The 13,605-nt window shown below is 76.4% G+C and carries 11 protein-coding genes and 1 pseudogene; 6 read left to right on the forward strand and 6 right to left on the reverse strand.

The genetic code is table 11. The features are described 5' to 3' along the window. The coding region (locus AB6N23_RS13640; RefSeq protein WP_412866568.1) for a SixA phosphatase family protein at nt 1–454 on the forward strand (454 nt) is incomplete at its 5' end. Nucleotides 455–464: 10 nt separating this feature from the next. On the opposite strand, the gene serB is transcribed toward AB6N23_RS13640, so the two are convergent. Together serB and AB6N23_RS13650 are read right to left on the reverse strand one after the other, a co-directional pair. Further along, a complete protein-coding gene (gene serB, locus AB6N23_RS13645; RefSeq protein ID WP_412866569.1) occupies nt 465–1,136 on the reverse strand; it encodes a phosphoserine phosphatase SerB in 672 nt (223 codons plus the stop codon). A gap of 87 nt (nt 1,137–1,223) precedes the next feature. Next, nucleotides 1,224–2,465 (reverse strand): glucose-1-phosphate adenylyltransferase, encoded by a 1,242-nt coding sequence (locus AB6N23_RS13650; protein ID WP_378201628.1) that lies wholly within the window; start codon nt 2,463–2,465, stop codon nt 1,224–1,226. Nucleotides 2,466–2,575: 110 nt separating this feature from the next. Here AB6N23_RS13650 and glgA point away from each other — a divergent pair, with 110 nt between their 5' ends. After that, nucleotides 2,576–3,799, forward strand: coding sequence for a glycogen synthase (glgA, locus tag AB6N23_RS13655; protein ID WP_412866570.1), 1,224 nt, complete (start codon nt 2,576–2,578; stop codon nt 3,797–3,799). A gap of 44 nt (nt 3,800–3,843) precedes the next feature. Here the strand turns inward: glgA and AB6N23_RS13660 are convergent, their stop codons facing one another. The 3 genes from AB6N23_RS13660 to AB6N23_RS13670 form a co-directional block, all read right to left on the reverse strand. Further along, nucleotides 3,844–4,602 (reverse strand): hypothetical protein, encoded by a 759-nt coding sequence (locus tag AB6N23_RS13660; RefSeq protein ID WP_412866571.1) that lies wholly within the window; start codon nt 4,600–4,602, stop codon nt 3,844–3,846. Nucleotides 4,603–4,717: 115 nt separating this feature from the next. Beyond that, entirely contained in the window at nt 4,718–5,179 is a 462-nt protein-coding gene (locus AB6N23_RS13665) for a GatB/YqeY domain-containing protein (protein WP_412866572.1), read from the reverse strand. Nucleotides 5,180–5,294: 115 nt separating this feature from the next. Then, nucleotides 5,295–7,781 carry a DNA gyrase/topoisomerase IV subunit A gene (locus AB6N23_RS13670; protein WP_412866573.1) on the reverse strand — a complete coding sequence of 829 codons (2,487 nt, stop codon included), beginning with the start codon at nt 7,779–7,781 and terminating at the stop codon, nt 5,295–5,297. A gap of 132 nt (nt 7,782–7,913) precedes the next feature. Between AB6N23_RS13670 and AB6N23_RS13675 the strand changes: the two genes are divergently transcribed. The 4 genes from AB6N23_RS13675 to AB6N23_RS13690 are packed head-to-tail and all read left to right on the forward strand — an operon-like array spanning nt 7,914 to nt 13,202. Further along, nucleotides 7,914–10,721 (forward strand): GNAT family N-acetyltransferase, encoded by a 2,808-nt coding sequence (locus AB6N23_RS13675; protein ID WP_412866574.1) that lies wholly within the window; start codon nt 7,914–7,916, stop codon nt 10,719–10,721. A gap of 32 nt (nt 10,722–10,753) precedes the next feature. Beyond that, entirely contained in the window at nt 10,754–11,326 is a 573-nt protein-coding gene (locus AB6N23_RS13680; protein WP_412866575.1) for a DUF5998 family protein, read from the forward strand. Then, entirely contained in the window at nt 11,323–12,483 is a 1,161-nt protein-coding gene (locus AB6N23_RS13685; RefSeq protein WP_412866576.1) for an alkaline phosphatase family protein, read from the forward strand. The genes AB6N23_RS13680 and AB6N23_RS13685 overlap by 4 nt, the downstream gene beginning before the upstream one ends. 35 nt (nt 12,484–12,518) lie before the next feature. Further along, nucleotides 12,519–13,202, forward strand: a complete 684-nt coding sequence (locus tag AB6N23_RS13690; protein WP_412866577.1) for a thymidine kinase — start codon at nt 12,519–12,521, stop codon at nt 13,200–13,202. 108 nt (nt 13,203–13,310) lie between these two features. On the opposite strand, the pseudogene AB6N23_RS13695 reads toward AB6N23_RS13690, so the two are convergent. Then, nucleotides 13,311–13,605: pseudogene (locus AB6N23_RS13695) on the reverse strand (hypothetical protein); the annotation flags it as partial.

Raw genomic sequence — 13,605 nt, forward strand, 5'->3', positions numbered from 1 at the left:
CGCGCCCGGGCGGGGCGCGCGCGCCGCCGCCCTCGTCGACGACGCGCGTGCCGCGCTCGCCGCCGCCGGCCTGGCGCCCACGCACGTGCTCTGCTCGTCGGCGCTGCGCACCCGGCAGACGTGGGAGCTCGCCCGGACGGCCCTCGCGGCCGCCGGTGCGCCCGACGCCGTCGTCACCGTGACCGACGACCTCTACGACGCGACCACGGGCGACCTCGCCGCGGCCGTCCAGGCCGTGCCCGCCGACGCGACGACCGTGCTCGTGGTCGGGCACGAGCCGACGATGTCGCACGCGGCGGCCACGTTCGCCGGCGACGGCTCCGACGCCGAGGTCGTGGCGCGCGTGCAGCGCGGCGTGCCGACCGCCTCGTGGTCGGTCCTCGAGCTCGACGGCGGGTGGGACGCCACGGCGCCCGGCGCGCTGCGGCTCGTGCACCTCGCCACCCGCGACTGAGCCGGGCGGGTCAGCCCGCGAACGGCTCCAGCGCCAGCACCGCGTCGAGGCGCCCGTCGACGGCCGCGTCCGCCGCGGCCGCGACGACCGGCTTGGCGTTGAACGCGATGCCCGTCGCCGCGGCGGCCAGCATGTCGAGGTCGTTCGCGCCGTCGCCGATCGCGACCGTCCGACTCATCGGCAGCCCCAGCTCCGCCGCCCATGCGGTGAGCGTCGCCGCCTTGGCCGCGCGGTCCACGACCGGTCCGTCGACCCGGCCCGTCAGCACGCCGTCGACGACCTCGAGGCGGTTCGCGTGCACGCGCGTGATGCCGAGCCGCGCCGCCAGGGGACGGACCACCTCGACGAACCCCCCGGACACCAGACCCACCGGCCAGCCGCGCTCCTGCAGCGCCGCGACCAGCTCGACGGCGCCCGGCGTCAGCTCGGCCTCCGCCAGCACCTCGTCGAACACCGCGACCGGCAGGCCCGCGAGCGTGGCCACGCGCTCGCGCAGCGACTGCCCGAAGTCGATCTCCCCACGCATCGCCCGCTCGGTGACCGCGGCCACGAGCGGCAGGGAGCCGGCCCGCGCCGCGAGCATCTCGACGACCTCACCGGTGATGAGGGTGGAGTCGACGTCCATGACGACGAGCCGGCGGGAGTCGGTCGCGACGTCGGCGCGCGCGGGGGTGCTGTCCACGCCCGGCAGGGTAGTGCGGCACCGGGCGGCCGCGGCGGTGCGTCCGTCAGGCGGTGCGCACGGCCACCGGGCCTGCGCGGGTGCGCCTCAGTCGTCGATGATCGAGCCCTTGGGCACCACCGTGATGCCGCTCTCGGTCACCGTGAAGCCGCGCGCCCGGTCGTGCTCGTGGTCCAGACCCACGCGCGCCCGCTCGGGGACGATGACGTTCTTGTCGAGGATCGCGCGGTGCACCTGCGCGTAGCGCGACACCTCGACGCCGTCCATGAGCACCGAGTCCGTCACCTGCGCCCAGGAGTGCAGCCGCACGCCGGGGGACAGGACCGACGACGACACCGTCGCGCCGGACACCAGGACGCCGGGGGAGACGATCGAGTCCGCGGCGTGCCCGAGGCGGCCGGCGCCCGCGTGCACGAACTTCGCCGGGGGCAGGCCCGTGTACCCCGTGAACAGCGGCCACTCCTCGTTGTAGAGGTTGAAGACCGGCTCGATCGAGATGAGGTCCTGGTTCGCGTCGTAGTACGAGTCGATCGTGCCGACGTCGCGCCAGTAGTCGCGGTCGCGGTCGGTCGAGCCGGGCACGTCGTTGCGGATGAAGTCGTAGACGCCCGCGGTCCCGCGCTCCACGAACCACGGGACGATGTCGCCGCCCATGTCGTGCCGCGAGTTCACGTCCTCCGCGTCGGCCGTCACGGCGCGCACCAGCGCGTCCGCGTCCGCCACGTAGTTGCCCATCGACGCGAGGATCTCGGTGGGGGAGCCCGGCACCGGCGTGGGGTCGGACGGCTTCTCCCGGAACGCCGCGATGCGCGTGGGGTCGGACGGCTCGGTCTCGATGACGCCGAACTGGTCCGCCATGCCGATCGGCTGGCGGATGCCCGCCACCGTCAGCTCCGCGCCCGACTCGATGTGCGAGTCGACCATCTGCGAGAAGTCCATGCGGTAGACGTGGTCGGCGCCGACCACGACGACGATGTCGGGCCGCTCGTCGTCGATGATGTTGAGGCACTGGTAGATCGCGTCGGCGCTGCCGAGGTACCAGTGCTTGCCCACGCGCTGCTGCGCGGGCACCGCCGCGACGTAGTTGCCCAGCAGCGGCGACATGCGCCACGTGCGGGACACGTGCCGGTCGAGGCTGTGGGACTTGTACTGGGTCAGCACGATGACGTGCAGGTAGTGCGAGTTGATGACGTTCGACAGGGCGAAGTCGATCAGGCGGTAGATGCCGCCGAACGGGACGGCGGGCTTGGCGCGGTGCGCGGTGAGCGGCATGAGCCGCTTGCCCTCCCCTCCGGCGAGGACGATGGCGAGGACACGCGGCGCTGGCATGGGACCCAACCTAGGCCCGGCGCGGCCTCGCAGCGAGGCGACGGGCCGTGGGCGCTAGCGTGTCGTCCAGGACCGGCTGACCAGGCCGGTCACGACCTGGAGGCCTTCCCGTGCGCGTCGACCTGCTGACCCGCGAGTACCCGCCGCACGTGTACGGCGGCGCCGGCGTCCACGTCGCCGGCCTGACGGCCGTCCTGCGCGAGCTGGTCGACGTGCGCGTCCACGCGTTCGACGCCCCCGTCGAGGAGCCGGGCACCCACGGCTACACCGTCCCGGAGGCGCTCGCGGGCGCCAACCCCGCGCTCGCGACCATGGGCGTCGACCTGTCGATCGTCGACGGCATCGGGCGCGACGGCGGCGCCGCGACCGACCTCGTGCACTCGCACACCTGGTACGCGAACCTGGCCGGCCACCTGGCGTCGCTGCTGTACGGCGTGCCGCACGTCGTGACGGCGCACAGCCTCGAGCCGCTGCGGCCGTGGAAGGCCGAGCAGCTGGGCGGCGGGTACGCGCTGTCGTCGTGGGTCGAGCGCACCGCCTACGAGGCCGCCGCGGGCGTCATCGCCGTGAGCGCCGGCATGCGCGCCGACATCCTGCGCGCGTACCCGGCGGTCGACCCGGACCGCGTGCACGTCGTGCACAACGGCATCGACCTCGACGGGTGGCGACGTCCCGAGGGTGAGGAGGCGACCGCTCGGGCGCGCGCCGTCGTCGAGGGGCTCGGCATCGACCCGGACCGGCCGGCGGTCGTGTTCGTCGGCCGGATCACCCGCCAGAAGGGCCTGCCGTACCTGCTGCGCGCGGCCGAGTCGCTGCCCGCGGACGTGCAGCTCGTGCTGTGCGCCGGCGCGCCGGACACGCCGGAGATCATGGCCGAGGTGACCGGTCTCGTCGAAGGGCTCCAGACCCGGCGCGGCGGCGTCGTCTGGATCGAGCGGATGCTGCCGCGCGACGAGCTCGTCTCCGTCCTCGCGCACGGCACCGTCTTCGTCTGCCCGTCCGTCTACGAGCCGCTCGGCATCGTCAACCTCGAGGCCATGGCCGTCGGGCTGCCGGTCGTCGGCACCGCCACCGGCGGCATCCCCGAGGTCGTCGACGACGGTGTCACGGGGTGGCTCGTGCCGATCGAGCAGGTGCAGGACGGCACCGGGACGCCCGTCGACCCGGACCGGTTCGTCGCCGACCTGGGCGCGGCGCTCGCGGACGCGGTCGCCGACCGGGAGCGGGCGGCCGCCTTCGGCGTCGCCTCGCGCCGGCGCGTCGAGGAGCACTTCTCGTGGCGCGCTATCGGCGAGCGCACGCTCGAGGTGTACCGGGCCGTGCTCGGCGCCTGACGCGGGCGCGGCGGCGGCCGACACGCGTCGTCGGCCGCGCGTCGTCAACCGCGCGCGAGCCGGGTGGCCGCGGCGGCCATGGCACGCCGTGCGACGCGGTCGACCTCGCGCAGCGCCGTCGAGCGCTGATCGGCCTGCCACGTGTTCACGGCACCGCCGTCGTCGCGCGTCGCGAGCCGCACGATCGCCCGGAGCCGCGCGGCGCTGGTCAGGACGCGCAGCCGCTGCGGCTCCACGCCGGGCGGGATCCGGGACGGCGTCAGCGCGCCGTCGCGCACCACCGCGATCTCCTCGGCGGCGTCGGTGCTCCAGCGCGCCACGTCGAGGTCGACGAGCGCCTCCGTGGCCGTGCGCAGGCCGTCGCGCAGCGCGCGCTCGGCGTCCTCCAGCGAGCCGACCTGCGCGTGCGCGGCGGGGCGCCAGTCGGGCACGGTGGTCACCTGCCAGCGCACGAGGTGCCCCGGCTCGAGGTCGGAGCCGAACCGCTCGACGCGCGGCACCGCCACGCTCGTCGCGTCGCCGCGCGCGACGAGCACCGACTCGCCCACCTCGATGGCGGGGCCGGACGCGGGCGGCGGCACGGCGACCGGCTCCCCGGGCACCGGGAGCGCGACGCCGACCTCCGTCGCGGCGGCGGAGTCGGTGAGCCACTGCACGAGCGGCACCACGTCGTCGTCCCCGCGGTGCACGGCGTGCGGCTCGTCCTCGCCCTGGACGGCGAGGGTCGCCCGGCGCGCGTCGGCGGGGGCGGTCAGCCACAGGGCGAGCAGGACGGAGCGGGGGAGCTGGAGCGCGGGTGCCACGCGACCACGGTAGGACGGGCACGGCACGGTCGACGTGCGACCGCGCCGTGCCCTGCGTCACCGGCGGACGCCCGCGGCGGGGCGCCGGTGCGCTCCGCGCCCGTCCGGCACGGCGTCAGGACGCGCGCGTGGCCAGCTCCTCACGGACGAGCGTCGACAGCGTGCGGCCGTCGGCGCCGCGGCCGGCGCGCGCCGAGACCTCCTTCATCACGCGGCCCATGTCCGTCGGCGACGTCGCACCGAGCTCGTCGACGACGGTGCGCACGAGCGTCGCGAGCTCCTCGCCGGTCGGTGCCGCGGGCAGGTAGGTCGCGATGAGGTCGGCCTCGGCGGTCTCCGTGGCGGCGCGGTCGGCCGCGCCGGCGTCGGTGTAGATCTGCGCCGACTCGCGGCGCTTCTTCACCTCGCGCGCGAGGACCGCCAGCACCGCGTCCTCGTCGAGCTCGCGCGCGGTCGGGCCCGCCTTCGCCTCGGCGCGTACCGCGCCGATCGCCTGGCGCAGCGTGCCGGTGCGGAACGTGTCGCGGGCCTTCATGGCGGCCGTGAGGTCGGTGTCGAGGCGGTCGAGGGTGCTCATGCCCCCAGCGTGCCCGGCCGCCGGGCCCGGCGTCGCGCCGATACCTGCTTCGCCCCGATGCCTGCGCCGGCCCGGCACGCGGCGCCGCCCGTGCCCGGGGCGACGCCGCGACGCGTCAGCCGATCGCGTGCACCGGTGCGGACAGCGGCACCCCGGAACCGTCGCGGCGCGGGTCGGGCTCGGGCAGCGGCACGGGCTGCCCACCGGAGCCGGTGGCGCGCGCGGGCGAGGCGCCGACGTGGGCGAGGATCAGGGCGTCCTCACCCTTGAGGAACCGGTGCGAGCGCACGCCGCCGGTCGCGCGTCCCTTCGCCGGGTACAGGGCGAACGGGGTCACCTTGACCGAGCCGGTCTGCGTGCCGGGGAGCGCGGTGGACGCGCCGGCGACGGTGACGACCACGGGGTCGGCGTCCTCGGGCCGGACCACCGAGAACGCGACGACCCGCGCGCCCGTGCCGAGCTTGATGCCTGCCATGCCGCCGGCGGCGCGTCCCTGCGGGCGCACGTGCGCCGCGGGGAAGTGCAGCAGCGAGGTGTCCGTCGACACGAGGACCAGCTCGTCCTCGTCGCGGGCCGTGGCCCCGCCGACGACCTCGTCGCCGTCCTTGAGGGCCACGACCTCCCACGCGTCGCGGTTGCCCGGCACGTCGCCCGGCGTGACGCGCTTGACGACGCCCTGCGCGGTGGCGAGCGCGAGCGGCGCCGCGTCTGCGGTCAGCGGCACGAGCGCCACGACGCGCTCGTCCTTCTCCAGCGTCACCGCCTCGCCGACGGGCAGGCCGCCCGACAGCGTCGGCGGGCCGTCGGTCGGCGGCAGCGACGGCAGGTCGAGCACCGGCACGCGCACGACGCGGCCACGCGACGTGAGGGCGCCGACCTCGGCGCGGGCGGTCGTCGGGACCGCCGACGCGACGACGTCGTGCCGGCTGCGCTGCGTGCCGTCCCCGCGGCCGGGCTCGCCGTCGTCGGCGGTGCGGGCCAGCAGCCCGGTGGCCGACAGCAGTGCCCAGCACGGCGAGTCCGGGATCTCGAGCGGTGCCGCGCCCTTGCCGCGTCCCGTGGGGGCGGCGGCCGCCGCGCCGGCGACGCTCGCGCCGCCCGCGTGCTCCAGCAGGATCGTGCGGCGCGGCGTGCCGTACGTCGCGGCCACCTCGGCCATCTCGTCGGAGACCAGCCCGCGCAGCAGCGCGTCGTCGGCGAGCAGCGCCTCGAGGCGGGCGATCTCGTCCGTCAGCTCCTGCTGCTCGCGCTCGAGCTCGATGCGCGAGAAGCGCGTCAGGCGGCGCAGGCGCAGCTCGAGGATGTACTCGGCCTGCGGCTCGGAGAGGTCGAAGACCGACCGCAGGCGCGTGCGCGCCTCGTCGGAGTCGTCCGAGGAGCGGATGACCTGGATGACCTCGTCGATGTCGAGGATCGCGACGAGGAGGCCCTCGACGAGGTGCAGGCGCTCCTGGCGCTTGCGCAGCCGGTGGCGCGAGCGGCGGCGCACGACGTCGATGCGGTGGCCGACCCAGACCTGCAGCAGCTCGCGCAGGCCGAGCGTGCGCGGCTGCCCGTCGACGAGCGCGACGTTGTTGATGGAGAACGAGTCCTCCATCGGCGTGTAGCGGTAGAGCTGCTCGAGCACGGCCTCCGGCAGGAAGCCGGTCTTCACCTCGATGACGAGGCGCAGGCCGTGCTGGCGGTCGGTGAGGTCGACGGCGTCCGCGATGCCGGAGAGCTTCTTGGACTGCACGCCCTCCTTGATCTTCTCGATGACCTTCTCGGGGCCGACCAGGTAGGGCAGCTCGGTGACGACGATGCCCTTGCGCTTGGGCGTGACGTTCTCGATGCGGGCGGTCGCGCGGGTGCGGAACGCGCCGCGGCCCGTGCGGTACGCGTCGCGCACGCCGTCGAGGCCGACGATCTTGCCGCCGGTCGGCAGGTCCGGCCCCGGGACGAACCGCATGAGGTCCTCGAGCGTGGCGTCCGGGTGCAGCACGAGGTGCCGCGCCGCCGCGACGACCTCGACGAGGTTGTGCGGGGCCATGTTGGTCGCCATGCCGACCGCGATGCCCGTCGCGCCGTTGACCAGCAAATTCGGGATCGCCGCCGGCAGCACGGCCGGCTGGGTCAGCTTGCTGTCGTAGTTGGGGACGAGGTCGACGACGTCCTCGTCGAGGCCCTGCGTCATCGCCATCGCCGACGGCGCCATGCGGGCCTCGGTGTACCGGGACGCCGCGGGGCCGTCGTCGAGCGAGCCGAAGTTGCCGTGCCCGTCGACCAGGGGAAGGCGCAGCGAGAACGCCTGCGCGAGCCGGACCATCGCGTCGTAGATGGGCGCGTCGCCGTGCGGGTGCAGCTTGCCCATGACCTCGCCGACGACGCGCGCCGACTTCACGTACGGGCGGTCGGGCCGCAGACCCATGTCGGCCATCTGGTAGACGATCCGCCGCTGCACGGGCTTGAGGCCGTCCCGCGCGTCCGGCAGCGCCCGCGAGTAGATGACCGAGTACGCGTACTCGAGGAACGACCCCTCCATCTCGGTGGAGACGTCGATGTCGACGATCTTCTCGACGAGGTCCTCGGGCGGCAGGTCGGGGGTCGCGGGACGACGCGCCATGGGGTGGTCTGCTCCTCGGGTGCGGGGACGCGGCGGGCGCCGCGGCGCCCCATTCTCGCGCGCACGCGGGGTCGTCGGGGCCACGGCACGCCCGGACGGCGCGCGGGCCGGGCGCCCCGCTAGCCTGGCGGCATGGCCGACGTCGTCCCCCGTCCGCCCCACGCGCCCGCGGAGCCGGGCACCGGCCCGTACCCCGCCACGTGGGAGGCGGACGTCGTCCTGCACGACGGGTCGACGACGCGGCTGCGGCCGATCCGGCCCGAGGACGCCGACGCGCTGCAGGCCTTCCACGTCGCCCAGTCGGAGCGGTCGACGTTCCTGCGCTTCTTCGCCGCGCTCGAGCGGCTGCCGGAGCGCGACCTGCAGCGGCTGGTGCGGGTCGACCACGTCGACCGCGTCGCGCTCGTCGCGGTCACGGCCGCGCCCGGTGCCGTCGGTGCGGGGGACGTGGCGCCCGACGAGGCGGCGGCCGGTGACGCGCCCGAGCGGATCATCGGCGTCGCACGCTACGACCGCGTCGACGGCGAGTCCGCCGAGGTCGCGTTCAACATCGCCGACGCCCACCAGGGCAAGGGGCTCGCCTCCGTGCTGCTCGAGCACCTCGCCGCCGCGGCCCGCGAGCGCGGCGTGCGGCGGTTCGTCGCCGAGGTGCTGCCGCAGAACGGGCGCATGCTGCACGTGTTCCGCGACGCCGGGTACGAGGTGCGGCAGCGCACCGAGGACGGCGTCGTGCAGGTGACGTTCGACATCGACCCGACCGAGCGCTCGCTCGCCGTGATGGCGGACCGGGAGCACCGCGCGGAGGCGCGGTCGATGCGCGCGCTGCTGTCGGCGCGGTCCGTGCTCGTGGTGGGTCCGGGGCCCGACCCGGCGCGGGACCTGCACGGCGCCCACGCCCGGCGCGTGCTGGCGGGCCTGCGGCCGGCGGCGCGCGAGGGGACGGTCGTCGTGCACGCCGTCGGTGTGGGGGACGGCGGCGAGGCGGACGACGGCGTGCACCTCCACCGGCGCGTCGACGACGTGCCCGGGCCCGTCGAGCTGGCGGTCGTCGTCCTGCCGGCGGAGCAGGTCCTCGACGTCGCGCGGCGTCTGGGCGCGCTCGGCGTGCGCGGCCTGGTGCTGCTGTCGTCGGGGTTCGCCGAGGCCGGGCCCGAGGGGCTCGCCCGGCTGCGGCTGCTGCTCGGCGTGGTGCACGGCGCGGGGATGCGGCTCGTCGGCCCGGCGTCGTTCGGCATCGTCAGCCGGCTCGACGGGACGACGCTCGACGTGTCGCTCGCCGAGCGCCCGCCGCGGGCGGGGCGGATCGGCCTGTTCTGCCAGTCCGCGCCCATGGCCGTCCCGCTGCTGGCGGCCGTGGACCGCCGGGGGCTCGGCCTCGCCCAGTTCGTCTCGGCCGGCCACCGCGCCGACGTGTCGGGCAACGACCTCATGCAGTTCTGGGGCGAGGACGACAGCACCGACGTCGTCGGCCTGTACCTGGAGTCGATCGGGAACCCGCGCAAGTTCTCCCGCGTCGCGCGCCGCCTCGCGACGCACAAGCCCGTGGTCGTCGTCACCGCCGGACGCTCCGGCCAGGTGGTGCCGCCGGGGCACGCCGTGCGTCCCACGCGGGCGCCGCGCCGCACGCTGGAGGAGGTGATGCGTCAGTCCGGCGTGATCCGCGTCGAGAACCAGCACCAGCTGCTCGACGTCGTGCAGGTGCTCGCGCACCAGCCGCTCCCGGCCGGCCGCCGCACGTCGATCCTCGCGAGCTCGGCCAGCGTCGCCGCGCTCGTCGCCGAGGCGGCCGCGGCGGCCGGGCTCGTCGTGACGGGACGCGTCGAGCTGCTGGCCGAGGACGCCCCCGCGGACGACGTCCGCGCGACCGTCGACCGCCTGTACGCGGACGAGCAGACCGACGTCGTCGTCGCCGTGCGCCTGCCGACGCTGGGCACGCCCGACCCGGTCGTGCCGCGGGAGGTGGCCCGTGCGGCCGCCGCGACGGGCCGCACGACGGTCGCGTGCATGGTCGACCTGCACGGCATCACCCCGGACCTCACGGCCACGGACCCGACCGGGCGCGTGCGGACCGTGCCGGCGTACAGCGCACCCGAGGACGCCGTGCTCGCGCTGGGCCACGCGACCCGGTACGCCGCGTGGCGCGGCACCGACCGGGGGCGGCCCGTGCGCCCCGAGGGCGTCGACACGCGCGCCGCGGAGCGGCTCGTCGCCGCGCACCTCGCGGCCGGGCGCGCGACCGAGGGGCAGCCCGTGCCGCTGTCGCCGGCGGAGGTCGCGGAGCTGCTCGGCACGGTCGGCGTGCACGTGCTGCCGTCGGTGCGCGTGCAGGACGCCGACGAGGCCGTCGCCGCGGCAGACCGGCTGGGCTGGCCGGTGGCCGTCAAGACCACCGTGCCGGCGCTGCGGCACCGCGCGGACCTCGGCGGCGTCCGCCTCGACGTCGCCGACGCCGCCGAGATGCGCGCCGACGTCGCGGGGATCCTCGCGCTCGCGGCGGACCGCGACCCGGGCCCGGGCGTGCCGCCGCTGGAGGTCCAGGCGATGGCGCCGCACGGCGTGCCGTGCGTCGTGCGGTCCGCCGAGGACCCGCTGTTCGGGCCCGTGATCAGCTTCGGCCTGTCGGGCGACGCGACCGACCTGCTCGGCGACGTGGCGTACGGCGTCCCGCCTCTCACGGACGTCGACGTCACGGAGATCGTGCGCACGCCGCGAGCCGCCCCGCGCCTGTTCGGCTACCGGGGTCTGCCGCGCCTCGACGTCGCCGCCGTCGAGGACCTCGTCGCGCGCGTCTCCGTCCTCGCGGACGCGCTGCCGGACCTGCGCGCGCTGGAGCTCGCGCCCGTCGTCGTGTCGACGTCGGGCGTCGTCGTGCTCGGCGCGTCGGCGTCGGTGGCCCCCGCCGACCGTGCGGACGCGCTGCGCCGGCTGGCCCGGACGTGAGACGGCGTCGCCGGGGGTGGGAGGATGGCACCGTGCCCGCTCCGTCGACGACCCTCCAGCACGACCTGCACCGCGCCGGCTACTACCCCGAGCTCGTGAGCGACGTCCTCGACCTCGCGCTCGCCGGCGAGGACGTCGTGGCCCACCTCGTGCACCCCGAGACCACGTTCGACGCGTCGGAGGTGCGGCGGCACGTCACCGTGCTGGCGCTGACCCCGACGCGGCTGGTCGTGGCGCACGTGGACGACCACCCGGCGGACTCGGAGCACCCGTCCGCCAGCGCGTCGGCGACGACGGAGGCGGTGCCGCTGTCCGAGCTGCGGTCGGTCGCCGTCACGCACGTCGTGCCGAACCCGCAGGAGCACCGCCGCGGCGACGGCCCGACCGAGCTCACGCTCGCCGTCGGCTGGGGCGCCGTGCAGAGGGTCGACCTCGAGCCGGCCAGCTGCCCGGACCCGTCGTGCGACGCCGACCACGGCCTGACCGGCACGCTCACGCCCGACGACGTCGTCGTCAGGGTCAGCGCCGCGGCCGAGGGACGCGACGCCGTGCGCGCCGCGCTCGCCTTCGGGCGCACGCTGTCGGCCGCGTCGGCGCGCCGGTGAGCGCCGGGCCCGTCACGCGCGACGCCGAGGAGCTCGTGCTCCCCGGGTCGGGGACGCGGTCGCTCGCGCACGTCCTGCCCGCCGTCGTGGCGGCGCTCGGCACCGACGTCGCCGGGGGAGCGGCCGCGCGCGAGGCGCTGGCCCTGCCGGCCGTCGAGCGGGCCTGCGTCGTCCTCGTGGACGGCCTCGGGCACCTCAACCTGGTCGAGCGCGGCGGGCACGCGCCGTTCCTGCGGTCGCTGCTGCCGGGCGCCGAGCCGCTGGTGACGACGTTCCCGTCCACCACCGCGACGGCGCTCGGCACGTTCGGCACGGCCGCGTCGCCCGGCGCCACCGGCATGCTCGGGTACACCGTGCGCGTCCCCGCGACGGGCGGGCTCGGCAACCTCGTCTCCTGGACCGACCTGCCCGACGCACGCACCTGGCAGCGGGAGCCCACCGTGCTCGAGGGCGCCGTCGCCGCCGGCCTCCCGGTCGCCAGCGTCGGCCCCGCGCGGTTCGCCGGCTCCGGTCTGACGAACGCCGCGCTGCGGGGGCCCGCGTACGTCGCGGCGGAGCAGCTCGACGACCGCGTCGACGCGACCGTGCGGTCGCTGCGGGCCCCGGGCCTGACGTACCTGTACTGGGGTGAGGTCGACAAGGCCGGCCACCACCACGGCTGGGGCTCGTGGCAGTGGGGCGACGCGCTGTCGGAGCTCGACGCCGCGCTCGCCCGCCTGGCGCGCTCGCTGCCGCGCGGCACCCTCCTCGTCGTGACCGCCGACCACGGCATGGTCGACGTCGACCCGGCGCGGCGCCGCGACGTCGCGGCCGATCCCGCGCTCGGTGCCGAGGTCGCGCTGACCGCGGGGGAGCCGCGCGCCCTGCACCTGCACCTCGAGCCCGGGGCGGACCCCGACCGCGTGGCCGACCGGTGGCGGACCGCGCTCGGCGGCGACGCGGTCGTGACGACCCGCGACGCCGCGGTCGCGGACGGCTGGTTCGGCCCCGTCGCGGAGCACGTGCGCCCCGTGGTCGGTGACGTCGTCGTCGCGATGACCGGCGCCGCGACGGTCGTCGACTCGCGGACGCAGACGCCCGCCTCGATCGCGCTCCTGGGCGTGCACGGCTCGCTGACCGCCCGCGAGATGCTCGTGCCGCTGCTGGTGCACGCGTGAGCGCGGACGCACCGACGACGGGAGGGGCCTGACGCGTGGCCGAGCTGGTCTTCTTCTCCGGCACGATGGACTGCGGCAAGTCGACGCTCGCGCTCCAGATGCACCACAACCACGCCGCGCGGGGTCGTGACGGCGTGCTGTTCACGCGGCAGGACCGCGCCGGCACCGCGACGATCTCGTCGCGCCTCGGCCTGCGCCGCGCGGCCGAGGAGGTCGACGACCGCACCGACTTCTGGGCGGAGGTCGTCACGCGCCGCACGCGCGGCCGCCCGGTGGACTACCTCATCGCCGACGAGGCGCAGTTCTACACCGCCGCGCAGGTCGAGCAGCTCGCGCGCGTCGTCGACGAGCTGTCGGCCGACGTCTTCGCGTTCGGGATCACCACCGACTTCCGTGCGCGGCTGTTCCCGGGGTCGGCGCGGCTCGTGGAGCTCGCGGACCGCGTCGAGGTGCTCCAGGTGCGCGCGCTGTGCTGGTGCGGCGCCCGCGCCACGCACAACGCCCGCACGGTCGGCGGCGTCATGGTCGTCGAGGGGGAGCAGGTCGTCGTGGGCGACGTCGAGGCCGACGACCGCGAGCACGCCGCCGAGGTCGCCTACGAGGTGCTCTGCCGGCGTCACCACGTGCGGCGGATGACCGCGGCGACCGCCCGCGCCGTCGCGGGTCCGGGCGAGCAGGCGCTCTTCGAGGACGCGGCGCCGGGGCGCACCGACGGCTGACGCGCGCCGACGGCCGACGGGCGCCGACGTGGGACGCGGCGCCGACGTGTGACGCGGGCGCCGACGTGTGACGCGGCGCGCACCTGGCACGTGCCGCGCGGCCGCCGGCTACTCCGGCTTCGCGCCGAAGACGATCTCGTCCCAGCTCGGCACCTTGGCCCGCGTCCGCCGGGCGCGGCGCTCGGGCGCCGGGCGGTCGGTCGGGTCGGTGCCGGACGCCGGCTCGACGTCCGTCCGGGCGGCGGGCTGCACCGGGTCCGCCGGGCGCGGCCCGCCCTGCTGCGGCGCGGACTGCTCCGCCTGCGCGGGTCGCTGCCGCGCGGTCCGCTCGGGCCCCGCGGGCACCGCCCGCACCGGCGGCGGTCTCGTATAAACAAATACCAGCCCACCAGACACATACGCC

Source organism: Cellulomonas pasadenensis (genome assembly GCF_047229365.1).
Classification (GTDB): domain Bacteria; phylum Actinomycetota; class Actinomycetes; order Actinomycetales; family Cellulomonadaceae; genus Cellulomonas.

What these genes read in the sequence shown, in the direction of transcription:
- AB6N23_RS13650 (WP_378201628.1), bottom strand. Translation starts at nt 2,465, where the DNA reads ATGCCAGCGCCGCGTGTCCTCGCCATCGTCCTCGCCGGAGGGGAGGGC.
- AB6N23_RS13665 (WP_412866572.1), bottom strand. Translation starts at nt 5,179, where the DNA reads ATGAGCACCCTCGACCGCCTCGACACCGACCTCACGGCCGCCATGAAG.
- AB6N23_RS13670 (WP_412866573.1), bottom strand. Translation starts at nt 7,781, where the DNA reads ATGGCGCGTCGTCCCGCGACCCCCGACCTGCCGCCCGAGGACCTCGTC.
- AB6N23_RS13675 (WP_412866574.1), top strand. Translation starts at nt 7,914, where the DNA reads ATGGCCGACGTCGTCCCCCGTCCGCCCCACGCGCCCGCGGAGCCGGGC.